Source organism: Pseudomonas sp. MS01C9, from assembly GCF_058202755.1.
In genome coordinates, this window is record NZ_CM177073.1 from 2,797,585 (window position 1) to 2,819,006 (window position 21,422).

The following is a 21,422-nucleotide window of genomic DNA, read 5'->3' on the forward strand; positions in this document are numbered from 1 at the left end:
CTCAAATTCTTTCTCATGGACGTAAATCCTGCACCTACTAGATTAGGCCGCTCAATGCAGTGGAGACCTGATAAAAATGATCGTTCTGAACAGGGAAGTGGGCGAAGCGCTTCGACGTGACAAATACGTTAACGTCCGCGGTGGAGACTTCAATCTCTACGGTCATTTCGGCGACTTTGTCCGGCTGACCAAAAGCTGGGAAAACATGGAGCCCGACAGTTATTACGGCCAGGCCGAGTCAGGCATGCGTTTTCGTCGTTACAGCGACTTCGAATACAACCCGAAGACCCGTGAGCTCAAGCAGCTCGAACACCGGGCCTACATCCAGTCCAAGGCCAACAACAGCTATGTCGGAGGACTGGAGCGGCACTTTCAGGATTTTTCCAACGAAGTGATCAACTCGCCCGTGATGCGCAGCCTGATCGATACGGACTTCGAAGTTTATAAAAACGTCCTTCCACAAGAGCTGCATGATGAAATCTGGCAGTGCCAGATCCATCAGATCCGCATCGAGATCAAGCCTGGCAAGCAGCTGGAAATCACTCCCGAAGGGATTCACTGCGACGGCTACCCGTTCAGCGGCGTGCACTTCTGGGGCCGCCATAACGTGGCAGGCGCGGAAAGCCGGCTGTACAGCCCCCAGGAAGAGCAACTGGCGGCGACCACCTACGAGGACATCCTCGACACTACCTTCTTCCTCGACCGCGACATGCGTCACTACGTGACCCCGGCCCGAAACGTCCATAGCCATGAAATGGCGTTCAGGCAGATCCTGGCGATTTCCTTCTCGCGGCCCGGGACCGCTTTTGACATTGTTCGCTGAACAGCTCGAACCCATGGAAGATCCGGTGCAACAGGTCATGTTGCGCCGGGCCATGGTCAGGGATGCGGAAAGAATGGAGCAGTTCTTTCGCGGCTTCGACGAAGTATCGTTCTGCGAATGGCAGGATGCTCGATTCCTGCGTGGGGTCATTCTCCAGGAGACCACCACGGCCTACCTGGCCATCGATGCCAGCGGTGAAGTGGTCGGCGCGGTGATTGGCGGCAGGCTCGGTACCCGTGGCACCATCAATCACCTGGCGGTCAGCCCGGGCTATCGTACCCGGGGCCTGGGCCAGCGCCTGGTGGAAGCGGCATCGGCCGACATGAAACGGGTGGGCGTGTTGCGCATGTTCCTGTTCGTCGACGATGCTAACCTGGCCGGCAAGCGTTTCTGGGCGGCCCAGGGGTTCTACGAACCCCGGGGTGAAATCACTTTCGAGAGGGATTTATGAGCAAGACTTCCAGCCAGCCGCTGGCGGTCGAACCACAAGCCTCGCGCACCTTCGCTGAAGCCAGTCCGGTGGTGGCGGGTTATTTTACGGTTTCGTTTGTGTTCGGTCTGATGGCGGTCAACGCCGGGTTGCCTTTGTGGCTGCCGGTCGCGATGTGCCTGTTCGTCTATGCAGGCGCCTCACAGTTCGCCGCGCTGGCGTTGATTTCCAGCGGGGCGTCGCTGACCACCATCGTGCTCACCACGTTCCTGATCAATGCGCGACACATGCTGATGTCGGTCTACATGGCCAAGGCCCTGCGCGCGCTGGGGCTCAGTCGTTTCGAACGCTGGTGCTACGCCGCCGGGCTCACGGACGAATCGTTTGCCTTTCACAGCGTCAAGCTCGGCAGCGGGGCGCCGGTCAGCGTGCGCTACCTCATCGGTTTCAACCTGTTCTGCCATACCTCATGGGTGCTTGGTGGCTTGTTGGGCGCCGTTTGCGCGCAATACGCCGCCCACCTGATCAAGTACCAGCTCGATTACGCACTGACGGCGATGATGCTCTACGTGCTGGTTTCGTTGTGCGACACCCGCAACAAACTGATCGCGGCCCTGGCGGCCGTTGTCTGCATGGGCGTGCTGAGCCTGCTGGGCAGTTCGCCGTTCAACGTCTTCATCGCCACGTTCGTTGGCTGCGGGGTAGGCGTATGCCTGACCAAACGTTCCTGATCCTGGTGGTGGTCCTGATGATGGCCGTGACCTTCCTGCCCCGCGCCTTGCCGTTGCAGGTCAATACGGAGCACTGGCCGCCCTTCGTCGCCCGTGCCCTCGAATACCTGCCGGTGGCGATCGTCGCTGCCATCAGCCTCACCCCGCTGTTGATCAAGGATCAGCAGATACAACTGGATCGCCCGGAGTTCTATGCCGCGATTCCGACGCTGCTATGTGCGTATTTCAGCCGTAACCTGTTTCTCAGTGTGGCGGTGGGCACGGCGGCGTATATCGCGCTCGGCTCGTTCCTGTAGCTTCAGGTCCACCACGTCGTGCAGCGCCTGGTCGGACAGCTCCGGGTTGTTCACCGCCAGGCGGACTTCGAGAAAGTCTTCGAAATCCGGAAAGATCGCCAGGCCGTTGTGCAGCGCCGCTTCCCTGGAGACCAGTCCCAGCCCATCGAGCTGTGTGATCAACGACAAGGTCAGCGTTTCACTGCAGGAATACACCATGCGCTGGCTCGAACCGTATTCGCCCAGGCCGGCATCGAGGAAACGAAGGAAGCTGTGGGAGTACGGGCACTCCTGTGCCGGACGCACCTGGAACCTGTCGCCCAGCAACCCCAGCGGATCGTCCTCGTCACCGCAATGAGCGCCCACCACCCGGACCTGCACATCCGGCATCGCGATACTGGAAAAGCCGCTCTGCTGCGGCCCGATCAGGATCGCCAGGTCAAACTCCTCGTTCTTGAGCTTGCTCAGGTTCTCCATGGATTCGGCGTAGCTGAACTCCAGTTGATATTGAGGAAAGACGGCGATCAGCCTATCGATCAATCGTCGGTTGAATTCCGCCGGAAGGGTGGTGTTGAGCGCCACTTTCAGTGTGCGTTGTCGAGGCTTCTTGAGAGCCGCGACCTTTTCTTCCAACTGTCGCGTAGCCACCAGTACCTGATCCATGAAGGGGGTCAGTTCCGAGCCTTGGCTCGTCAACGTCAGCCCCTTGTTCGAACGCCGGAACAATCGGAAACCGAATTGCTCCTCTACCTTGTTCAGTTGCGCCGCCAATGCCTGCACCGTGAGGCACGAATGCTCCGCTGCCGCCGACAGGGAGCCGGTCTGCACGATGCGCATGAGGTTGCGTAAGGTTCTGCTATCCATGAGGTAATGCCCTCTGCTTAAGTGGGCTCGCTATTGTTGTGTACCTGGCCCGGGTCAGGCAGTACATGCGGCTATCATCATGCACCTTGCCGTGGTTGTCGCGATTTTGTCGCGAAAAGCTCGGCAGGCGATGGTTGGAGCTTATGCGGATTTCGATTTTTTTGCCGGTTTGGCGTTTATTGAATGATTCAGTTCGCCTCGTGAGGGCTTTGCCTGCGGCCCCGGCAGAAATTTCCCAGGAAAGAAAAAGCCGTGGCTGATATCCGAACGCCGGTGTAATGGATGAAATTGATGCTCACCAAGTTGCCTTGAGAAACAATCACGCTCGGTCGTGTTTATTCGTTTGCGAATTAAAACTTAATTTATATCCGTATGTGTACTATTCTCTGGGCATTACCGGTAACAACGGAGTCCTGATTCCATGGCCACGTCTTCCATCACCCTCAACGCACAACAACAGCTGGATTCCCCGGATGCGGGTCGAGTCGCGTTGAAGTTCTTCTTCAACCTCATGGAGCTGTGGGGCTGTAGCGTCGAGCAACAGCGGACGTTGCTGGGCAAGGTAGGAAACACCACCTTCTATAAATACAAGCAACTGCCGGCCAACATACGCTTGCCGCGTGACACTCTGGAGCGCATCTCCTATCTCATGGGCATTCACAAGGCATTGAGCATCATCTTCAGCAACAGCCGGGACCGTGCCTATCAATGGGTCAGCACGCCCAACACCGCGGCGCCATTCAATGGTCAATCGGCGCTGTCCTATATGCTGGCCGGACGGGTGGTGGACATTGCCGACGTGCGGCGATACCTGGATGGAGTGCGCGGCTGATGACACCCCCACTGGCGGACCCGCAATGGACGCGCGCCTACCGGATCGTCAACAGCTGCTTCCCACCCATCACGCTGTTCGAAGATGTGCTCGATCCGGAGGACCTGCCAACCGCCTATGCCCTGGAGGCGTTGACCAATGACCGGTTGATGGAGGAGGCGGGGGTATTGTCACGCGTGCGTCCCGAAGACCGTGTGTCGGGGCCGGGTTCCTCGCCGGTGATGGCGGCGTTTACCCATATCGGCAAGAGCAGCCGCTTCAGCGACGGCACCTTCGGCGTCTACTACGCCGCCAGCAGCCAGGAGGCCGCCATCGCCGAGACCTGTTATCACCAGGCGCGATTCCTGGGGGCGACCAACGAACCGGACCTGGAATTGACCATGCGGACCTACGTCAACCAGGTGGTGAAGCCGCTGCACGACATCCGCCACGATTACCCGCACCTGCACAACCCGGACCCCGACGCCTACGGCCCGTCCCAGGTATTCGCCCGGCAACTGCGCGAGAGCCTGTCCTGGGGCCTGCTCTACAACAGCGTTCGTCTGGCCGGCCACGAATGTGTCGCCGCGTTTCGACCGCCTGCGGTTTCCATTCCAGTGCAGGGTAAACACATCCGGTACGTCTGGAGTGCCCAGAAGCGCGAGATTTCGTTCGTGTTCGAGGTGAGCCAGGTGTGAGCGGTTTTTGGCCCAGGGCATCCTGGGCCAAGGCGAGGCCGGGCCAGCCTTCAGATCTTGAACTGCTGCACCGATGCCTGCATCGAGCCGGCCGCATCGTTGAGCTGATCCGCCGTTTGCGTCAGGTTGTGAATCGACCGCGTATTTTCCCGTGACTGCTCGGCAATCGACTCTACCCGCTGGGCCATCTCATCGCTGGCCTTCGATTGCTCGGCGATGGTCAGGGATATCTCCTCCACCACTTCGGCGGCATGCCGGGCACCCGAGCGGATTTCGCTGATAGAGACCCCGGCCTGTTGGGCCAGGTTCACGCCTTCATCGACACTGCTGACGCAAGCCTGCATGTTCGCGACCGCATCCCGGGCGTTGGCCTGGATGCGTTCGATCATCGCGGTGATTTCCTGGGTGGATTGGGTTGTACGAGCCGCCAGGTTACGCACTTCATCGGCCACTACCGCGAAGCCGCGGCCTGCCTCACCCGCGCGAGCGGCCTCGATGGCGGCATTCAAGGCCAGCAGGTTGGTTTGCTCGGCGATGCCCTTGATCACCTGGATGATGGAATGAATGTCTTCGGACGAAGCGTCCAGGGCCGTGATCTTGACGGAGGACTGGTTCACCACCTCGGCGATGCGGCTCATGCCTTCCACCACCCCGAGAATCACTTGTCCGCCGCTGCTTGCCAGTTGTTCGGACTGTGCCGAAATTGTCCGGGCATTGTCGGCATGTTCATGGATCTGGCTGATATTCGCCATCATCTGCTCCATGCTCGCCGCCATGCTGGTGGCACTCTGGGCCTGGTGGTCGGCGCTGGAAACAATTTGTCGTGCGGTATCGCCCAGGGTCCGGGAGGTACCGTGCAGTTCATCGCTCTGGTTGCGGATCGTGGCGATCATCTGGCGCAGGTTGGCCTGCATCTGTTCGATCACACTTTGCAATTGGCCCAGCTCGTCCTTGCCATGCGCGCCCATCGACCGCTGCAGATCCCCTTGGGAAATCGCCTGGGTGTTGAGGATGATCTTGTTCAACGGCGTGAGCACCGCCTTGAGCAGGCTCCAGGACAGCAGTGCCAGCGCCACGCAGGTAGCCAGCAGCGTCACGATCAACCAGCGTTCCGAGGCATGGATGCTTCGATCCTGATGCTGGCGGGACGAGTGGGCCTGGTTTTCGATCAGCTCACTCACGACCTCGTTGCGCTCTTCGAGCGCCGAAAACGCTTGATCGAACTCCGCCCGTAACGCACGACCATCCTGGGCGCCACTCAAGGCTTTGCCGATGACCTGCCTGGCCTTGTCGATATAGGTTTCCACCTGGGGTTTCAGCTCGACGATCGCTTGCGCCACATCCTCTGGCAGCTGCGCTTCGGCGTTCTCGGCAATGACCTTGCGCATCCGCGCCGTGTGCTCATCGAACGCCTCGGTGACTTCCTTGGCCGCCCCGGCATCGCCCGGCGCCGCCAGCAACGCAGCCAGCACATCGGCACGAATGGCGTCGTGCATCATGTCCGCCTCCATGTGCTTGCGCATGGCCGAGATACTGGTCTCGTTCTGCACCAGGGCTTCGGTCATGGAGTGATATCCCCACAACCCGATGCCACCGAGCAGCAGTGCAAAAATCAGACTGACCAACCCCGAGCCGATGATCTTGGTGCGGATTTTCATCGCCGACTGCTCCTGAGGCGAGGATTTTGGGCAAGTGTAGTTGAGCGTCGGCGGAGCCTTGGGAAAGTGATGCTCTTATTCGGGGTATCGGCGGCAATAACGATTGGCTGAAGACTGCATGACACTTCTGGCTGAAAAAGGGCTTGCACCTGAATCGGAGCGTGGCGCGGTAATGGCGGGGCAGATCGGGTTCGCCGTTGGTCGGCACTGTCATTCCTGACAGTAGTCTGCTGGTTGAGTTGAATTGAAACTGGTCGCCGAAGAGAGCTTCTGAATACGGCGAGTCATTGCGTATGGCTCTGGCTTATCAAGGTGGTCTGTGTATGAAGAAGCTGATTTCGTCAGTGCTTTGCTTGTTCGATTCGATGGCTTCCAACCAGGCGAGCGCTGCCTTGGCAAAGCGCGGCGTTGTCGTGAATGGCGATAAATTCAGAAGCGAATACGCGAACGTGAACGGCATCCGCATGCACTATCTGGTAAGCGGAAACGGCGAGAAGCCGGTCTTGCTGGTCCACGGTTTTCCGGGAAGCTGGCGTAATTGGGAAGCATTGATGGGGAGACTGCTACGCGCCGGCTACACCCCGATCGTTCCGGATTATCGGGGTGCCGGAGAAACGGAGATCTCAGCAAGCGGCTATGACAAAAAGAACATGGCCCTGGATCTTCATGAGCTGATCAAGACGCTGGGTATCAAGCAGGTGGATATCGTCGGTCATGACATGGGGTTGATTATCGCCTATGCCTATGGCGCTCTTTATCCCGAGGAAACCACGCATATCGTGCTGATGGACGGGTTCATACCCGGCATTCCCGGATGGGAGATTCCCTATAACGGTAACCCTGCCACAGGCACTACGAGCAAGTGGCACTTCCGCTTCTTTGGCGCCACAGCCATAAAGATGATCGAAGGTAAGGAAAGAAATTACCTGGACATGTTCTTCGATGAGTTCGTATACAACGACAATCCCCGGGTGCCCGACGAGGTGCGGGACGCCTTGGTAAAGGATTATTCCCGACCCGGACGCATGGAGGCGGCATTCAAGCTTTATTCTGCCTGGGTAGAGCATGACGCCAATGACAATCAGGCGTTTGCCGAGCACAAGCTGAACATACCGGTGCTTACCATCGGTGGGGATCATTCCAGAGGCAAGACGTTATTCACGCAGGTGCAGCACATTACCTCGCAGCCGCAATCCTTGATCCTGGAAAACACCGGGCATTGGGTCCTTGAAGAGAAAATGCAGTTCACCAGCCAGGCTATCCTGGATTTTCTGCGCAACTGATCACGGAGAGCCTCGCAAGCCGACGGTGCAAACGGTGTCGCCGTCCTTGAATTCACGTCCTCGCATCAAAACGTCTCGCCCACTGCTGTTCACGGGCATGACCCATCAACGAATCAATGAAGGCGCGGGTCTTGGCGGATTCTACGCTGAGGGCCGGCTTGTCGAAGGGCCTCATGTAGTTTTCTCCAGGCCAGAAAAACAGCACGATTCGAGCTTGCTGACAGGCTCAACCTAGGCCTGGCGGGTGTGTTGGGGGGCATTACGGGTAGGAGTGAGAGTCCGTCAACGTTGCGCTGATATTGAATTGTAACGGGCAGGCATGCGGATAACGTTTGGCTGTCGATGGAGGTAAGGCCTTTTGGGTCTGATCGCGGCAAGTCGGCTTTAGGGAATTACCAAAACCCGGAAACAACAAAGCCCTCGCATTTCTGCGAGGGCTTTGTTTTGTATGGTGCCGGCACCAGGAGTCGAACCCGGGACCTACTGATTACAAGTCAGTTGCTCTACCAACTGAGCTATACCGGCGTGTGGGCGACGATTATAGCCATTGGGGGATTTCTGTAAACCCCTGAATTCTGACTATTTTTGCGCGGGGCGTGGCGATGGGCGGGGCAGGAGGTTGCGTAATTTGTGCAGGACTCGCCAGGTGCGGCTGTCCTGGATGGCTCTGAGTTGGGCTTCGGCCCGTTCGGCGCGTTGCAGGGCGAGGGCGAGTTGGTGTTCGGTGTCGCCGGTGGGGTGGCTGAATTTGTGGCCTTTGCAGAACTGGAAACCGTCGAGGTTGCACGGGGGGATGTCGAAGGCGGGTTTGAGGGCCAGGTGCTCTTCGGCGAGGTAATAGGTGTTGATTCCGTCGAAGAGGATGGATTGGTAGCCGGCGTTGGTGACCAGGCTTTCCCAGGCCTGGTCGCGGGCCCATGGGGTTTCGATGAGGATGATCCACGGCCGCCAGCGGCCGAAGTCCATGCCTCGCAGCACGGTTTCTTCATGGCCTTCGACGTCGATCTTCAGGAAATGGATGGGGCGGTCCTGGGCGTATTGCTCGCAGATCGAGGCCAGGGTGCGGGACTGGACGGTCTGTTCGCGCACATCCATGCCGGATTCTCGGTGCTGCCGGGCGACGCTGGCCTCGACGGTGGACAGGCCGGTGTCGGCGATGGTGTAGAAGGTCAGGCTTTCGGCGTTTTCGCCCGCCACGCATTGCAGGTTGATGTCATTGGGGCGCTGTTGGCAGAGCGCTTCGTAATAGGTCGACACCGGTTCGATGTTGATTCCGCGCCAGCCGTGGTCATAAAAGGCCCGGGTCACGGAGTCGTCTGTCGGATGGTTTGCGCCGACGTCGAGATAAAAGCCGTTTTCCACCGACTGGAGGGCGCGCCACAGGCGTATGTCTTCGAAGTTCTGTGCGTAGGAGATGAACGTCACGGTCAGTCCTTGAGTGCGTCGGCAGGGTGTCTGTCACGATAAATGGAACTGTTGTACTGCACGGGCACGGTGGGTGCAATTGTCGGCGCAGAGCACCCTAAGATTCGGCGGTTATGTCGTTTTGATTGGGCGCTTATGCACAACGGGCAGGGTCAGGCGCAAGGAATATTGTAATTCTGTGACAGCTTTCGCGTTTGCGTGCAAATGCCTGTTTTCATGGTTTTTTATTCATATGAATAAAAAATGACCAGCCTTGAATCGGTCAGGAAATGGCGAATTTATTGGATCCAGGTGTATTTCATCAACAGAGTTATCCACAGGGTGTTGCTTCTGCGCAACGCTCAGCCAACAGCATCAGGTTTCGAGGTGTCAGGGTCGCTTCGCAGAAGGTCCCAAGGCGAACCTCATAGCCTTCTTGAATCAGAAAAAGAGCCCTGTCCACAACCAGCCACAGCTCCAGGGGACGGCGGAACAGGCTTCGTAGCAACTCCAGGTTGCGTACCTGGGCCAGGCGTTGATGGCCCGCTGCTTCCAAGGCTGCCCAGTCAGGCGAGCCGATTGTGGATAAGTCTTTCAGGGCCGCCAGATCGGTGCAGTATTGGGCGAAGGTTTTCTCCAGCCAGGACGTGGGAAGCGAGGGCGTCGGCAGATAGCTGTCGCTACCCCGGATTTGCCGTTGCAGCAGATCGAAACCCAGGCGCCAGGCCATGGAGTGGTCTCGTTGCCTTCGCACCCGTGCGCCGGCGGTAACGGTTTCGCTCAGTGGCAGGCCGAGGTCTTCCAGCGACAGTTGCAAGGCAGAACCTTTGGCTGCGTCGGACAGGGGTTGGTAGTGTTCGGCGCCGATGCGGTTGTAGCAGCACGGTGCGATGGCCATCTGCTTGCAATGGGCGGCGCTGGCCAGTTGCATGAGCCGTACATGGAGGTCGCCGCAGGCATGCAGGGCGACAGGCGTGTGTTCGGAGTGGATCGCTTGGGCTGCGTCCTGCGCCAGCACGTCTTGTCGCACATGGGTGGCGCTCAGGTGGTGGCGCTGGCTCAGTTGCTGGCCGTTGGCGACCAGGGCCGGATCATATTCCAGGCAGGTCAGGCGCTGTGTGCCGCGCAGCAGGCGCCGGCCGAGATGGCCTTTACCGGCGCACCAGTCGAGCCAATGGCTCGGTTCGCTGGAAAAGTCCAGGCGACTGGCGAAGGCCTCGATCTGCTGCCACTTGCGGCCGGGCACCTCGACGTCGAGGCGATGGGCAGGCGCTTCGAGCGCCATGCCAGGCAGTGGGCCGATCGTGCTCAACCCATGGGCGACAGCCGCCCATTCGGGAAACGGTGCGGGGGCGTTTTCAAGCAGCCAAGGCTGGTGATGGTCATTTTCCGCCTCTTCCAGCGAACGTCGGCGTAGCCATTGGGCTAACTCCGGGTAGGACGTTTCCCAGGGTAGTTGCAGATGGGTGAACGGCCGGGGTTTCCACAACCCTTGGTGCGCAGTGAGAAAAGCGTCCAGCGCCCTGAAGCGGGCGAGTAATGCCTCGCCCGTCAAGACGACCGTTTCAGCGTCCCTGGCAGGCATCGACGCGCAACCAGCGCTCCAGCTGCTTGAAGCCTTGCACCAGCACAAACGCCATCAACAGATAGAACATACCGGCCGCGAAGAAGATCTCAACCGGCAGGTAGGTACGGGCAATGATGGTGCGGGCCATGCCGGTGAGCTCCAGCAGGGTCACGGTACTGGCCAGGGCGCTGGCCTTGAGCATCAGGATCACTTCGTTACTGTAGGCCGGCAGGCCGATTCGCGCGGCGCGGGGCAGGATGATGTAGAACAGCGCCTTGGGCCGCGACATGCCCAGGGCGCGTGCCGCCTCGATCTCGCCACGGGGAATGGCCTGGATCGCGCCGCGCAGGATCTCGGCGATGTAAGCGGCGGTGTGCAGGGTCATGGTGGCCGTGGCGCACCAGAACGGATCCCGCAGGTACGGCCACAGGGCGCTGCTGCGCACGGCATCGAATTGCGCCAGGCCGTAATAGACCAGGAACAGTTGGACCAGCAGCGGCGTGCCACGGAAAAAGAAGATATAGGCGTAGGGCAGCGCCCGTACGTACCACAGGCGAGAAGAGCGGGCGATGCCCAGCGGAATCGCCAGCAGCAGGCCGGCGAGCACGGCGATGGCGACCAGCTCCAGGGTCAGGGTCGCGCCCTGGGCCAGTTTCGGCAGCCACTTGATGATGACTTCCCAGTTCATTGGGTACTCCTGGCAAAGCCGCGGGCCGCTCTTCGTTCCAGCACATGCATGCCGGCCATGGCGAGGATCGTCAGGCCCAGGTACATGAACGCCGCCACCATGTAGAAAGTGAACGGTTGCTTGGACACGGTCACGCCTATTTGCGTGTGGCGCATGATTTCTTCCAGGCCGATCACCGAGACCAGGGCGGTGTCTTTCATCAGGATCATGAACAGGTTGCCCAGGCCGGGCAGGGCGATGCGCCACATCTGCGGCATGATCAACCGGGTGAAAATCCGCCATTTCGACAGGCCCAGGGCCACGCCGGCCTCACGGTGGCCCTTGGGGATCGCCAGGATCGCGCCGCGAAAGACTTCCGTGGCATAGGCGCCGAAGCACAGCCCAAGGGCGATGACGCCGGCGGTGAAGGCATCGAGGGCAAGATCGGGGAGGCCGAAATACTCGCCCATGGCACGCATCAGGTTGACGGTGCCAAAGTAGATCAGCAGCACCCAGAGCAATTCCGGGACGCCGCGGACCAGTGTCGAATAGGTGCCGCCAAGCCATTGCAGGGGCTTGTACGGTGAAGTCTTGGCCAAGGCGCCGAGCAGGCCGAGCACCAGCCCCAGGCACAGGGCCGAGAGCGCCAGCTTGACGGTCATCAGCGCGCCGGCGGCGAGCGCCGGGCCGAATCCGTAGAGGTCGATGATCATGGGTACGTGTTCATATCGGCAGGCTTTGCTAAGGGCCGGGGCCGCGGGGAGCGGCACCGGCCAGGCACGTCAGGATCAATAGATGCTGAACGGGAAGTACTTGTCGTTGATTTTCTTGTAGGTGCCGTCGGCAACGATTTCCTTCAGGGCGGCGTTGAGCCGGTTGCGCAGGTCATTGTCACCCTTGCGCACGGCAATGCCGATCTTGTCGCTTTCCACCACCGGATCGCCCTTGAATTCGTAGGCGCGGCCGGCATCGGTCTTCAGCCAGTCGTAGTTGACGTACTTGTCCGCCAGGATCGCGTCGACACGACCGGAAGTCAGGTCCAGATAGGCGTTTTCCTGGGTGTCGTAGAGTTTGATGGTGATGTCGTCGTCGCCCAGGTCTTCGAGCCAGGTACCGGCCAGGGTGGCGCGTTGAGCGCCGATGATCTTGCCTTTGAGAGTGGCAGGGTCGGTCTTGAAGTCAACGTTCTTGGGCGCAATGAATTGCAGTTTGTTGGAGTAGTACGGGTCGGTGAAATCCACCGCTTGCTTGCGTTCTTCGGTGATCGACAGGGAAGAGATCAGGAAGTCGAATTTCTTGGCGTTCAGGGCCGGGATGATGCCGTCCCAGTCGGAGGTGACCACGCCGCACTCGACTTTCATCTTGGCGCACAGGGCATCGCCGATGTCTTTGTCGAAGCCTACGACCTGACCGCTGGCGTCCTTGTTGTTGAAGGGGGGGTAGGCTGCTTCGATGCCCATCTGCAGCTTTTCAGCCGCCATGGCGTTGGCAGAGAACACCAGGCCGGCGGCAGCGGCCAGGAAAAACTTCTTGTAGATCTGCATATGTACTGCTCCGTTAGCGGTTGCTGGACATGAATTGTTTGCAGCGCGCCGAAAGCGGGTTTTCGAAGACCTGCTGTGGCGATCCTTGCTCCTCGACCAGGCCCTGATGAAGGAACACCACTTCGCTGGAAACCTGACGGGCGAAGCCCATTTCGTGGGTCACCAGCAGCATGGTGCGACCTTCTTCGGCCAGGGCGCGGATCACACTAAGTACTTCCTGGACCATTTCCGGGTCAAGGGCGGAGGTGGGCTCGTCGAACAGAATCACCTTGGGCTGCATGGCCAGGGTACGTGCGATGGCCGCGCGCTGCTGCTGGCCGCCGGACAGCTCGGCGGGGTAGGCGTGACGCTTGTCGGCGATGCCGACCTTGGCCAGCAGGGCCTCGGCCACTTCGATGGCTTCGGCCTTGCTCTGGCCAAGGACGCGGCGCGGGGCTTCGATGATGTTGTCGAGCACGCTCATGTGCGGCCAGAGGTTAAAGTTTTGAAATACAAAACCGATCTCGCTGCGCATGCGATTGATCTGCCTGCCGTCGGCGGCCACCAGCTCACCGTTTTTCGCGGCCTTGAGCTTGAGCTCTTCGCCGGCCACCAGGATCTGGCCCTGGTTGGGGTTTTCCAGCAGGTTGATGCAGCGCAGGAACGTGGACTTGCCGGACCCGGACGAACCCAGGATCGAGATCACGTCGCCGTCGCGGGCGGTCAGCGAGACGCCCTTGAGCACCTCCAGCTGTCCGTAGCGTTTGTGCAGGTTGCGGATTTCAAGCGCGGGCGTGGCCTGGGCCATGTGCGGTCCTCATGGTATGTGCTCCCTTGCTGTTGGTGGCCTTCCTGGCGAGGCGGCCAAGCTAGCATGCGTCCGAATGACAGCCAACAGCGCTGCGGGTGGTAAACCGGTGATGTGTGGCAGGTTGTCGCATAGGCACAGCAGACTGTCGCGCCATCAACAACCGAACGGCCGTTTGAACCCTGTTTACCGATGAAGAGCCCGGGGAGTTGCGTAAAAAAAGGCGCGATGGTGCCAGCTTTGGGCGGGGGTTGGAAGGGTTAACGGATAAGCGTTGCCGTTGCGCTTGGATACCGGCCGCATCAGGGCAGAACGGCCGGGCAGGAGCGAGGAATTTCTGGCGTGCGCTTTTGTTCTGCAGCGCTGAATCTCATTGCTGTGTCGAGTACCAAGAACGGTCCACGAGAGCGGTACGTTCTACGGCCTACTTCCAATCGGTCTAAACCACGACGGGCGTTACGGATCAAAGGTGTGTTCGTGTGAAGTTGTTTTCCAGATCCTGGAGTCTTCGCCATGAAACTGACCCGGTGCGTTCTGTTGTCTTCCCTTGCGGCTGTGGCGCTGCTGTTTCCTATCCTGGCGCTCAACGCCACCAACCTCGCCCCCATCGACAGCTCCGGTGTGCAGGTCCAGCCGTTGCAGCAGAACGGCATCACATATCTGTCCGGTGGGATCGGTGAGGATGAAGCCCGCGCCATCAGCCAGGCCCAGGGGTATAACCTGCACGTGACCTTCGCGATCGGGCCGGAAAACAGGTATGTCGCGGATGTGGACATCGCTATTGGCAATGCGTCCGGGCAAACGCTGCTGGCGCTGGATCAGGCCGGACCTCTGGTTTTCGTGCAACTGCCACCGGGCAAATACACGGTGGTGGCGACACGTAACGATGAGGAGCGGCGCGCCACCGCCAACATCGGCAGTGGCGCTCCACGCAAGCTGGTGTTCCATTGGAACAGTGACGAATAGCCGACGACAGGTTTATTCGCCGGCCGGTTCTTCCATGGACTGGCGATAGCGGTCCAGCGCTTCGCTGAAATCCTTGATGAACTCCGGCGTGCTGAGCCAGCGCTGGGCCGTTTCGCGGTCCATGTCATCGGCCCACATGCGGTAGTCCACCAGCATGTCGGCAGCCAGGTTGGTGGCCGCCATGCTTTCGTTCTCGGCGTTCTTCAGGTCCAGCAGGCCTGGTCGCTCAGCGATCATCACACTCAGGGAGGACAGCAGCGTGTCGAGCAGTTCGCCGCGACCGATGGCCTCGGCTTCGCGCAGCTTGGCGAACAGTTCCAGTACATAAACCGGTGGCTGGGCGGTGGCGTAGGCAGGATCGCCGTACATGGGCGAGGCCTTGCGGCCGCTCATGCGAATCTGCTTGGCTTTTTCCTTTGCGCGTTTGGCGCGTTTCTGCTGCTTGTTCAATGAGGCCATTGGGCTTCGGGTTCCAGTTTGTCAGGAGGGGCGTTGCCCGGTTCAGTCGATTTTCGGGACAGTGAAGCGGAACTCACTGCCTTGGCCGGGCTGGCTTTCGGCGTGCAGTTTACCGCCATGGGCCTGGACAATCCCCTTGGAAATATACAATCCAAGACCGGTGCCGCTGGGGTTGCCTTCCTTGATTGTCCAATAGCGATCAAAGATGTGGGGTAACTGCTCCGGCGCGATGCCTTGGCCGGAATCGCGAACGCTGAACACGATCTCGTTGCCCACCGACATCGCGCTGATGCCAATGACGCCTTCGTGCGGCGTGAACTTGATGGCGTTTCCAATCAGGTTGGACAGCACCTGGAACAACCGTTCGGGGTCGGCCTTGATCTTCAGGTCGGGTTCGGCATGGAACGAGATATTGATGGCCTTCGCGCTGGCCAGCGGCGTCAACAGCGAACAGGCGTCGTCGAATATCTGGCTGACTTCCATTGGCTTGGGATTGATGGTGTAGCGTCCGGCGTCGATTCGCGAGGTGTCGAGCAAGTCTTCCAGCAGCGTGTTCATGCGGCTGGTGGCCTGTTGCATGGTGTCGATGGCCGAGGCGATTCGCTTCGAACTGTGGGAACCGTCGGAACTGAAGGACTTCTGCATCATGCCGCAGAGCATGGAAATGACCGTCATCGGGCTGCGCAGGTCGTGGGAAACCACTGCCACCAGCTCGTCGCGAGCGTGCACGGCCTGGCGCTCCTTGAGCACTTGCCGGGCCAGGTCGTTTTCCAGGGCCGAGCGCCGCAGGTCGTTGGCGGCGAACAGTTCGCCATGGCTCCATCTGTTGCTGATGCCGGCCATTTCGACTTTCCAGATCTCGAAGGATGTCCGGGGGCGCAGGCGCAGGCCGTTCTCGCTGTTTTCCAGGTCCAGGGGTTTCTGTGGGTCACCGCTCCAATGGATGGTTTCCTTCACTTCGGGCCGGAACCACAGCACGCCGTTTTCCACAGGCTTGGGCAGGTGAATCGCCAGCACGCCGCTCGCCACGTCCTGGTAACCGCGGGCCGGGGCGTAGACGCTGCCCAGTTGATGGTGCGAAAACACCGGTTGCCCGCTTTCGAGGATCCACTGGTGCAGCGCCCGGATCTGCTCCGGTTCAGGGCACTGGCCGTGGCGATGCAGCTTGTTGTCCTCGATAATCGCGACGCCGCTGGCACCGGTCAGGTCCATCAAGCGTTGTGGCTCATGGGACAAGCCGTCGAAGACGTTATCGCTGGACTCGGCCATGGCCTTGGCAAGTATGCCGAGGTCCTCGAGCTTGGCGTCTCGTTGACTGCTCAGCTCCAGTGCTTCCATGGCGCTGATCTGCAGTGACAGGACCTGACCGATGGTCTGGCAGGCCTTGCGCATCTCATGGGGGACGAGCAAGGGCTTACGGTTGCCGCAACTGATCAGGCCCCACAGGCGTTCGCCGTCCATCAGCGAGATGCTCATGGACGACAGCACCCCCATGTTCTTCATGTATTGCCGGTGGATCGGCGAGACACTGCGCAGGGTCGCGAAGCTCAGGTCCAGGGGCGCCCGGGTATCGGGGCGCAGATTCGGAACCAGCGGTACCGGCGTGTAATCGGCGTTGGGGATGATCCGCAACCAGTTGGTGCGATACAGCTCCCGGGCCTGTTCGGGGATATCCGAGGCCGGGAAGAACAGGCCCTTGTAAAGCTCCATCGATGGCGCGCTGGCCTCGGCGATCACCTGGCCGTGGCCCTCTTCCTCGAAACGATAGATCAGCACGCGGTCATAGCCGGTCATGGCCTGGATTTCCCGAACGCTGATTTCGTAGAGGGCCTGAAGGCTTTTCGCGCTGTGCAGACGCTGGAGCATACGCCCCATATCGGCTTCGCCGCTGACGCCTTCCGGACGATAGTCGCTCAGGTGCTGCTCGAGTTCGACGATCAGTACGCCCTGGTGACGATGGACCAGCGCGTCGAAGCGGTGCCGGTTCACGAGAATATCCAGCGGTGCGTTGTCGTGGCCTGCTTCGATGCGCCGGGCGTCAAGGATGGCTGCTGCCTGCTCCGGCCCCAGCAGCACGTCCAGCGTCTGCCCCAACAGCGCCTGGGGATCATGTCCCATCAGCTGCGATACGTTGGCACTGACCTGGCGGATCACGAAGTCGGGTTCGGACAGCATCACCAGCACGCCGTGAGGCTGGATGGCGCCGGGGAACCGAATCGGTTCGTCTGCGCAGTTGGCCAGCAGCTCTTCGAAGGCCTCTTGGTTTTCAGGGTTCATAACAGGACCTCCTGGCTGTCCAGCCAGCGTTCAAAGCAGATAAATGTCGTTTTGGCAGCATGTGTGACTTCGAGCGTTTGGCCATCGCCAAGGTTCCTGTCGCCCAGGTACTCCAGGAAGTCCTTCCAGCGCCGCCCCGTCAGCTCGCCGTATACGTTGAGAAATGCTGCCCCGCTGCTGGCGTCGAGGCCAAGCTGCTCGGCCACCCTGCGTCGCAGGATCTGGCCGCCCAGGGTTGCGCCTTCCAGGACATAGGAAACCCCAAGCGCGGCGGCACGAGAGTCGATAGCGGGCAACTCGCTGCAAAGGGGCAGCGCCTCGATAGCCGCTTCGTCCAGGCCCAGTGCCGTGAGATCCGCCCTCAGCACTGGGAGCTTGACTCGCAGGGGCTGGTCCAGCCCGGCCAGCGCCAGGGCATGGAGTCGTTGTTCCAATGGCTGATAAAAGCCGTAGTAGGCCACCATCAGGCGCCGATACAGATCGAGATCCAGCTGTTGGGAGAAAAACGGCAGGCGTTTTTCCAGGGCGACGTGCAGTTCAGCGGTTTCGGTCCGCAACGCCTGGATCAGAGTGGGGTAGGGTGCGGCCGGTGACATGCAGGATAGAGCTCTTGAAGATGTAGGTATTTCCGAAGCGCATCAAGCTTACATCGGTTTTTACAATAAACGGTCACGCAATGCCGGCTTTCGTGGCTTCAAGTGATCGTATGTCGTCGCTGTTCTTCGAGCCGCCTCCGTTCGCGATCCAGCTCATTGCGCAGTTCTTCTTCGGTGGGCAGGAGCAGTTTGTACTGGCTGGCGAACAGCTGTTCGTTGCCCTGCAGCACGGAATAACGCACCACCGACTCGTCCTTCCGGGCACAGAGAATGATGCCGACGGTGGGCTTGTCGTCGGGGCCGCGTTTCAGATCGTCGTAGATACGCACGTACATATCCATCTGCCCGATGTCCTGGTGGCTCAGTTCGCCACGCTTGATGTCGACGATCACGAAGCATTTAAGCAGGTAGTTGTAGAACACCAGGTCGAGGTAGAAGTCCTTGCTCTCGGTACTGATGCGCTGCTGGCGGGCGATGAAGGCGAAGCCCTTGCCCAGTTCGAGAAGAAAATCCTGTAGCTGGTCGATCAAGGCCTGCTCCAGATCGGTCTCCAGCAAGGTGCCCGCGTTGGGCAACCCGAGAAATTCCAGCACCACCGGGTCCCTGACGATATCCCTGGGCCCAGGGTCCAGTGACTCGATATGGGCGCTGGCCTCCTGCTCTACCGCCGGCCTGTCCCGACTTGCCAGCAGGCGTTCGTAATAGAAGGTGCCGATCTGGCGTTCCAGGACGCGCGTTGACCAGTTCTGCACTGCGGCTTCGTTCATGTACCAGTGGCGCGCATGATCATCTTCTATACGAAGCAACAAGCGGTAATGAGTCCAGCTCAATTCGTGACGCAGTGCGTCACATATTGGAAACGCCTGGTAGAAGAGGCGCATGTAACGAAGGTTCGATGCATCAAATCCTTTCCCAAACTTCACCGTCAGCGCCTTCGCCAGTGTCGGCAACAGTCGCGCCCCGTAAGTCGCCCGCTCGGCGCCCTCCTGTTCGAATTCGATGATATGCCGGCCGATCTGCCAGCAGGTCTGTACCTGCAGGGTGTCAACGGCGCGCATGACCTTCTGGCGTGCCTGGCGGATCAATTCGGCGAGTTCGCCGATCAGTGGTGCCAATTGCGGATCGTCTTGTGGGGAGATCGAAGTCATCAAGATGTTCAGCCGTGGAGTGGGACGGACTGAATGATGCGTCAGGCTTCATATTGATGATGCCGGACGGAGCTGATTGCCGTGGAGGAAAAACAACCGCTTCATGCAAGACGGTTTTGACGCCGGCTCATATTGATGGAGCTTGGCTTGTAGGAACTGTCGCTGAAGGATGTCATCCACCCAGCAAGCGCCCTCATCGCAAGAGCGCCGGGCGGGCGAGGCTCAGGCCTGGGGTTGCACCAGTTCCCTGGAGGCCGCGAGATAATCAGCCTGGAATTGCTCGCTCTCGACCCAGTCAAGCGCAGTCTGTTCATCGACGCCGGTGGTGGCGCGACGGTATTCGATCAGGGCGGTGATAATGAAATCCATGGCTTCTTCTTCGCCTTCCTGTTCCAGCACAAGCGCCAGCAGTGGGTGCCCCAGGAAGGCGATGCACATGGCTTGCTGGCTGATCTTTTCAGCGTCGCGCATGAGCTGGAACAGCTCGGACAGGTCCACGGTCTCCAGGTCGATGCGCTCATCGTTCGGGTCCAGGAAGTCGTTCGGCGCAGCGGCACGCTGTACCCGGTTCTTCTTGGCTTTCGCCTTGGCGCGCTGGTTTCGCTTCTGCTGTTTGTTTGCCGACGGCATGGCCAAGGCTCCTGATATGAAAAATGAGGCGGCTGATTCTACAGCTCCAGGACGAGTGCTTCGAAACTCAATCCACCACGAACAAGGTGGCGCCCACCGAGGTTGAAGAGCGATGGGGCTCGGCCTGGTCCGCTACCTGGTAGCTCATGCCCGGCTTGAGCACGAACTGTCGCCCATCTTCCAGCTCCGTATGCAGCTCGCCCTTCAGGCAAAACAGGATGTGCCCCTTGGTGCACCAGTGATCGGCCAGGTAACCCGCCGTGTACTCGACCATCCGGACGCGGATATTCCCGAACTGCCGGGTTCGCCAGTAGGCGGTTCCGGTGACGCCTTTGTGTTCGCTGGGTTCGATTGTCGACCAGTCGGTGGTGCCGAAGGGGATGCCAGTGATGTCCATAAGGTTCTCTGCGGGAGGGCGGCGAGGGTCGAATGTAGCTGAGTCCCTGGGGGAGCGGAACACGTCAATGAAATCAGCGGGCAATAAAATGTATGGTCAGCCCTTCTCCTGCAACCTCATGGGCTGTTTTCGGTAAAGCTGGCTTGCGCTAATGTATCCGGGCTCGTTGTGAGCGTTGCTGCAACAACGCTCGGCCCTCGATGAGTAGCCGCTCCCGACTGTCCTGAAAAAACCCTCAGCTTCTAAAGCTGATTTTATTGCCAGGTTCTCAGTCGGGCCGTTTGCCGTTTACTGTCATCAGTCAGTGACGTCGCAAAAGCCGGTGGTAACGCTGTGCATTCAAGCGTTCGGATGTGGGTCGTACTGGCCGCCTTTGGCCAGTACCGCCCACACGATTCGCGCCAGTTTGTTTGCTAGCGCACACGCGACGACATTGGAGTGGCGACGCGTCAGTAGCTCTCGAACCCAAGGCCCCAAGGCGTCCTCTCGCTTATCGATATGCTGAATAACGGATCGCGCGCCCTGTACCAGCAATTGGCGGATGTGCTTGTCGCCACGCTTGCTGATCCCCAGAAGCACCGTCTTCCCACCCGTCGAATACTGCCTCGGCACCAGCCCCAGCGAAGCGGCAAAATCGCGTCCACTTCGATAGTTCGACGCATCGCCCACATCCGCCAATACCGCACTGGCGGTGATTGGGCCGATGCCAGGAATACTCTGCAAACGATTTCCGGCATCGTCTTCTTTCAACTGCTGTTTCAGGTCGGACTCGATGTCCTTGATTTCATCATTCAGCTGTTGGATTTGACGATGAAGACGCATCACCACGCTCTTTAGGCGCAATGGAACCGGATGTTGTGGATCGTCCAGCAGCGCTGGCACGCGGTTCAACGCCGTTGCGCCAATGGGCAGGCTGATCCCGAATTCCAGCAAAAAACCATGAATCTGATTGGTCGCGACGGTGCGATGGCCAATCAAGGAATCTCGGACACGATGCAAAGCTGAAAGCGTTTGTTGCTCTGCGGTTTTAATCGAGCAGAAGCGCATCGCGGGGCGGCTCGCCGCCTCGCAAATCGCTTCGGCATCAATGAAGTCGTTTTTGTTGCCTTTGACGAACGGCTTAACGTATTGCGGGGCAATCAGTTTTACCTCGTGGCCCAATGCCTCAACCTGTCGAGCCAGCCAGTGGGCACCGCCACACGACTCCATCACCACCGTGCAGGCCGGCAGTTGGGCCAATGTGCCGAGCAATTGGCTGCGGCTGGTTTTCTTGCGCAAAACCTGATGACCTTTGGCGTCCTGGCCGTGCAGATGGAAACTGTGTTTACCAATGTCGATGCCGAGAAGCGTCATCGTGTTCATGAGAGATCCTCCGCCGAAAACGAGAAAAGCCCTGCAAGCGTAAAC

The 21,422-nt window shown here is 59.6% G+C and carries 23 protein-coding genes and 1 tRNA gene; 8 read left to right on the plus strand and 16 right to left on the minus strand.

All coding sequences use genetic code 11. The features are described from left to right. The first annotated feature begins 76 nt into the window (after window positions 1-76). The 4 genes from AC1M7R_RS12785 to AC1M7R_RS12800 are packed head-to-tail and all read left to right on the plus strand — an operon-like array spanning window position 77 to window position 2,280. Entirely contained in the window at window positions 77-823 is a 747-nt protein-coding gene (locus AC1M7R_RS12785; RefSeq protein ID WP_072397758.1) for a 2OG-Fe dioxygenase family protein, read from the plus strand. A gap of 13 nt (window positions 824-836) precedes the next feature. Next, a complete protein-coding gene (locus tag AC1M7R_RS12790; protein ID WP_172834649.1) occupies window positions 837-1,274 on the plus strand; it encodes a GNAT family N-acetyltransferase in 438 nt (145 codons plus the stop codon). Next, window positions 1,271-1,984 (plus strand): AzlC family ABC transporter permease, encoded by a 714-nt coding sequence (locus AC1M7R_RS12795; protein WP_072397759.1) that lies wholly within the window; start codon window positions 1,271-1,273, stop codon window positions 1,982-1,984. Before AC1M7R_RS12790 ends, AC1M7R_RS12795 begins: the two co-directional genes overlap by 4 nt. Continuing rightward, the gene (locus AC1M7R_RS12800) at window positions 1,963-2,280 is read left to right on the plus strand and encodes an AzlD domain-containing protein (protein WP_076405736.1); all 318 of its coding nucleotides are present in this window, start codon (window positions 1,963-1,965) and stop codon (window positions 2,278-2,280) included. The genes AC1M7R_RS12795 and AC1M7R_RS12800 overlap by 22 nt, the downstream gene beginning before the upstream one ends. On the opposite strand, the gene AC1M7R_RS12805 is transcribed toward AC1M7R_RS12800, so the two are convergent. Next, window positions 2,197-3,123, minus strand: coding sequence for a LysR family transcriptional regulator (locus AC1M7R_RS12805; RefSeq protein WP_072397761.1), 927 nt, complete (start codon window positions 3,121-3,123; stop codon window positions 2,197-2,199). The genes AC1M7R_RS12800 and AC1M7R_RS12805 overlap by 84 nt on opposite strands. A gap of 421 nt (window positions 3,124-3,544) precedes the next feature. On the opposite strand from AC1M7R_RS12805, the gene AC1M7R_RS12810 reads away from it, so the two are divergent. After that, window positions 3,545-3,955 (plus strand): MbcA/ParS/Xre antitoxin family protein, encoded by a 411-nt coding sequence (locus AC1M7R_RS12810; RefSeq protein ID WP_072397762.1) that lies wholly within the window; start codon window positions 3,545-3,547, stop codon window positions 3,953-3,955. After that, complete coding sequence (locus AC1M7R_RS12815) at window positions 3,955-4,632, plus strand: RES family NAD+ phosphorylase (protein WP_072397763.1); 678 nt, start codon at window positions 3,955-3,957, stop codon at window positions 4,630-4,632. The genes AC1M7R_RS12810 and AC1M7R_RS12815 overlap by 1 nt, the downstream gene beginning before the upstream one ends. A 50-nt stretch (window positions 4,633-4,682) precedes the next feature. On the opposite strand, the gene AC1M7R_RS12820 is transcribed toward AC1M7R_RS12815, so the two are convergent. After that, entirely contained in the window at window positions 4,683-6,290 is a 1,608-nt protein-coding gene (locus AC1M7R_RS12820; RefSeq protein WP_123596383.1) for a methyl-accepting chemotaxis protein, read from the minus strand. Between the two features lie 323 nt (window positions 6,291-6,613). Between AC1M7R_RS12820 and AC1M7R_RS12825 the strand changes: the two genes are divergently transcribed. Continuing rightward, entirely contained in the window at window positions 6,614-7,573 is a 960-nt protein-coding gene (locus tag AC1M7R_RS12825; protein WP_083714535.1) for an alpha/beta fold hydrolase, read from the plus strand. Window positions 7,574-8,022: 449 nt separating this feature from the next. Here AC1M7R_RS12825 and AC1M7R_RS12830 read toward each other — a convergent pair. The 7 genes from AC1M7R_RS12830 to AC1M7R_RS12860 form a co-directional block, all read right to left on the minus strand. After that, window positions 8,023-8,098 (minus strand) — tRNA-Thr (locus AC1M7R_RS12830). A gap of 54 nt (window positions 8,099-8,152) precedes the next feature. Continuing rightward, window positions 8,153-8,998, minus strand: a complete 846-nt coding sequence (locus AC1M7R_RS12835; RefSeq protein ID WP_072397765.1) for an FkbM family methyltransferase — start codon at window positions 8,996-8,998, stop codon at window positions 8,153-8,155. Between the two features lie 310 nt (window positions 8,999-9,308). Beyond that, window positions 9,309-10,562, minus strand: coding sequence for a methyltransferase (locus AC1M7R_RS12840; protein ID WP_490610446.1), 1,254 nt, complete (start codon window positions 10,560-10,562; stop codon window positions 9,309-9,311). Further along, entirely contained in the window at window positions 10,543-11,232 is a 690-nt protein-coding gene (locus AC1M7R_RS12845) for an ABC transporter permease (RefSeq protein ID WP_072397767.1), read from the minus strand. The genes AC1M7R_RS12840 and AC1M7R_RS12845 overlap by 20 nt, the downstream gene beginning before the upstream one ends. Then, window positions 11,229-11,924, minus strand: a complete 696-nt coding sequence (locus tag AC1M7R_RS12850) for an ABC transporter permease (RefSeq protein WP_072397768.1) — start codon at window positions 11,922-11,924, stop codon at window positions 11,229-11,231. Before AC1M7R_RS12850 ends, AC1M7R_RS12845 begins: the two co-directional genes overlap by 4 nt. A 75-nt stretch (window positions 11,925-11,999) precedes the next feature. Continuing rightward, a complete protein-coding gene (locus AC1M7R_RS12855; protein ID WP_072397769.1) occupies window positions 12,000-12,755 on the minus strand; it encodes an ABC transporter substrate-binding protein in 756 nt (251 codons plus the stop codon). A gap of 13 nt (window positions 12,756-12,768) precedes the next feature. Further along, window positions 12,769-13,542, minus strand: a complete 774-nt coding sequence (locus AC1M7R_RS12860) for an ABC transporter ATP-binding protein (RefSeq protein ID WP_072397770.1) — start codon at window positions 13,540-13,542, stop codon at window positions 12,769-12,771. Between the two features lie 513 nt (window positions 13,543-14,055). Between AC1M7R_RS12860 and AC1M7R_RS12865 the strand changes: the two genes are divergently transcribed. Continuing rightward, window positions 14,056-14,508 carry a carboxypeptidase regulatory-like domain-containing protein gene (locus tag AC1M7R_RS12865; RefSeq protein WP_490610447.1) on the plus strand — a complete coding sequence of 151 codons (453 nt, stop codon included), beginning with the start codon at window positions 14,056-14,058 and terminating at the stop codon, window positions 14,506-14,508. A gap of 12 nt (window positions 14,509-14,520) precedes the next feature. Here AC1M7R_RS12865 and AC1M7R_RS12870 read toward each other — a convergent pair whose 3' ends face one another. The 7 genes from AC1M7R_RS12870 to AC1M7R_RS12900 all read right to left on the minus strand — a co-directional run bounded on the left by AC1M7R_RS12870 (window position 14,521) and on the right by AC1M7R_RS12900 (window position 21,377). Then, complete coding sequence (locus AC1M7R_RS12870) at window positions 14,521-14,967, minus strand: hypothetical protein (protein ID WP_490610448.1); 447 nt, start codon at window positions 14,965-14,967, stop codon at window positions 14,521-14,523. A 42-nt stretch (window positions 14,968-15,009) separates the two neighbouring features. Then, window positions 15,010-17,244: an ATP-binding protein gene (locus AC1M7R_RS12875; protein ID WP_490610449.1), complete on the minus strand. Its 2,235-nt coding sequence runs from the start codon at window positions 17,242-17,244 to the stop codon at window positions 15,010-15,012. After that, a complete protein-coding gene (locus AC1M7R_RS12880; protein WP_072431689.1) occupies window positions 17,241-17,840 on the minus strand; it encodes a biliverdin-producing heme oxygenase in 600 nt (199 codons plus the stop codon). The genes AC1M7R_RS12875 and AC1M7R_RS12880 overlap by 4 nt, the downstream gene beginning before the upstream one ends. A 98-nt stretch (window positions 17,841-17,938) precedes the next feature. Next, window positions 17,939-18,988: a PDDEXK nuclease domain-containing protein gene (locus tag AC1M7R_RS12885; RefSeq protein ID WP_490610450.1), complete on the minus strand. Its 1,050-nt coding sequence runs from the start codon at window positions 18,986-18,988 to the stop codon at window positions 17,939-17,941. A gap of 222 nt (window positions 18,989-19,210) precedes the next feature. Further along, the gene (locus tag AC1M7R_RS12890; protein WP_072397775.1) at window positions 19,211-19,618 is read right to left on the minus strand and encodes a hypothetical protein; all 408 of its coding nucleotides are present in this window, start codon (window positions 19,616-19,618) and stop codon (window positions 19,211-19,213) included. Between the two features lie 67 nt (window positions 19,619-19,685). Further along, window positions 19,686-20,015, minus strand: coding sequence for a DHCW motif cupin fold protein (locus AC1M7R_RS12895; protein ID WP_072397776.1), 330 nt, complete (start codon window positions 20,013-20,015; stop codon window positions 19,686-19,688). 339 nt (window positions 20,016-20,354) lie between these two features. Beyond that, the gene (locus AC1M7R_RS12900) at window positions 20,355-21,377 is read right to left on the minus strand and encodes an IS110 family RNA-guided transposase (RefSeq protein ID WP_165887294.1); all 1,023 of its coding nucleotides are present in this window, start codon (window positions 21,375-21,377) and stop codon (window positions 20,355-20,357) included. Window positions 21,378-21,422: the final 45 nt, after the last annotated feature.

Bases quoted from the DNA above. Each gene is read 5' to 3' on its own strand.
- AC1M7R_RS12900 (WP_165887294.1), bottom strand. From the start codon at position 21,377: ATGAACACGATGACGCTTCTCGGCATCGACATTGGTAAACACAGTTTC.
- AC1M7R_RS12785 (WP_072397758.1), top strand. From the start codon at position 77: ATGATCGTTCTGAACAGGGAAGTGGGCGAAGCGCTTCGACGTGACAAA.
- AC1M7R_RS12840 (WP_490610446.1), bottom strand. From the start codon at position 10,562: ATGCCTGCCAGGGACGCTGAAACGGTCGTCTTGACGGGCGAGGCATTA.
- AC1M7R_RS12790 (WP_172834649.1), top strand. From the start codon at position 837: ATGGAAGATCCGGTGCAACAGGTCATGTTGCGCCGGGCCATGGTCAGG.
- AC1M7R_RS12820 (WP_123596383.1), bottom strand. From the start codon at position 6,290: ATGAAAATCCGCACCAAGATCATCGGCTCGGGGTTGGTCAGTCTGATT.
- AC1M7R_RS12795 (WP_072397759.1), top strand. From the start codon at position 1,271: ATGAGCAAGACTTCCAGCCAGCCGCTGGCGGTCGAACCACAAGCCTCG.
- AC1M7R_RS12855 (WP_072397769.1), bottom strand. From the start codon at position 12,755: ATGCAGATCTACAAGAAGTTTTTCCTGGCCGCTGCCGCCGGCCTGGTG.
- AC1M7R_RS12850 (WP_072397768.1), bottom strand. From the start codon at position 11,924: ATGATCATCGACCTCTACGGATTCGGCCCGGCGCTCGCCGCCGGCGCG.
- AC1M7R_RS12800 (WP_076405736.1), top strand. From the start codon at position 1,963: ATGCCTGACCAAACGTTCCTGATCCTGGTGGTGGTCCTGATGATGGCC.
- AC1M7R_RS12810 (WP_072397762.1), top strand. From the start codon at position 3,545: ATGGCCACGTCTTCCATCACCCTCAACGCACAACAACAGCTGGATTCC.
- AC1M7R_RS12890 (WP_072397775.1), bottom strand. From the start codon at position 19,618: ATGCCGTCGGCAAACAAACAGCAGAAGCGAAACCAGCGCGCCAAGGCG.
- AC1M7R_RS12885 (WP_490610450.1), bottom strand. From the start codon at position 18,988: ATGACTTCGATCTCCCCACAAGACGATCCGCAATTGGCACCACTGATC.
- AC1M7R_RS12815 (WP_072397763.1), top strand. From the start codon at position 3,955: ATGACACCCCCACTGGCGGACCCGCAATGGACGCGCGCCTACCGGATC.
- AC1M7R_RS12860 (WP_072397770.1), bottom strand. From the start codon at position 13,542: ATGGCCCAGGCCACGCCCGCGCTTGAAATCCGCAACCTGCACAAACGC.
- AC1M7R_RS12845 (WP_072397767.1), bottom strand. From the start codon at position 11,232: ATGAACTGGGAAGTCATCATCAAGTGGCTGCCGAAACTGGCCCAGGGC.
- AC1M7R_RS12865 (WP_490610447.1), top strand. From the start codon at position 14,056: ATGAAACTGACCCGGTGCGTTCTGTTGTCTTCCCTTGCGGCTGTGGCG.
- AC1M7R_RS12825 (WP_083714535.1), top strand. From the start codon at position 6,614: ATGAAGAAGCTGATTTCGTCAGTGCTTTGCTTGTTCGATTCGATGGCT.
- AC1M7R_RS12895 (WP_072397776.1), bottom strand. From the start codon at position 20,015: ATGGACATCACTGGCATCCCCTTCGGCACCACCGACTGGTCGACAATC.
- AC1M7R_RS12805 (WP_072397761.1), bottom strand. From the start codon at position 3,123: ATGGATAGCAGAACCTTACGCAACCTCATGCGCATCGTGCAGACCGGC.
- AC1M7R_RS12875 (WP_490610449.1), bottom strand. From the start codon at position 17,244: ATGAACCCTGAAAACCAAGAGGCCTTCGAAGAGCTGCTGGCCAACTGC.
- AC1M7R_RS12880 (WP_072431689.1), bottom strand. From the start codon at position 17,840: ATGTCACCGGCCGCACCCTACCCCACTCTGATCCAGGCGTTGCGGACC.
- AC1M7R_RS12870 (WP_490610448.1), bottom strand. From the start codon at position 14,967: ATGGCCTCATTGAACAAGCAGCAGAAACGCGCCAAACGCGCAAAGGAA.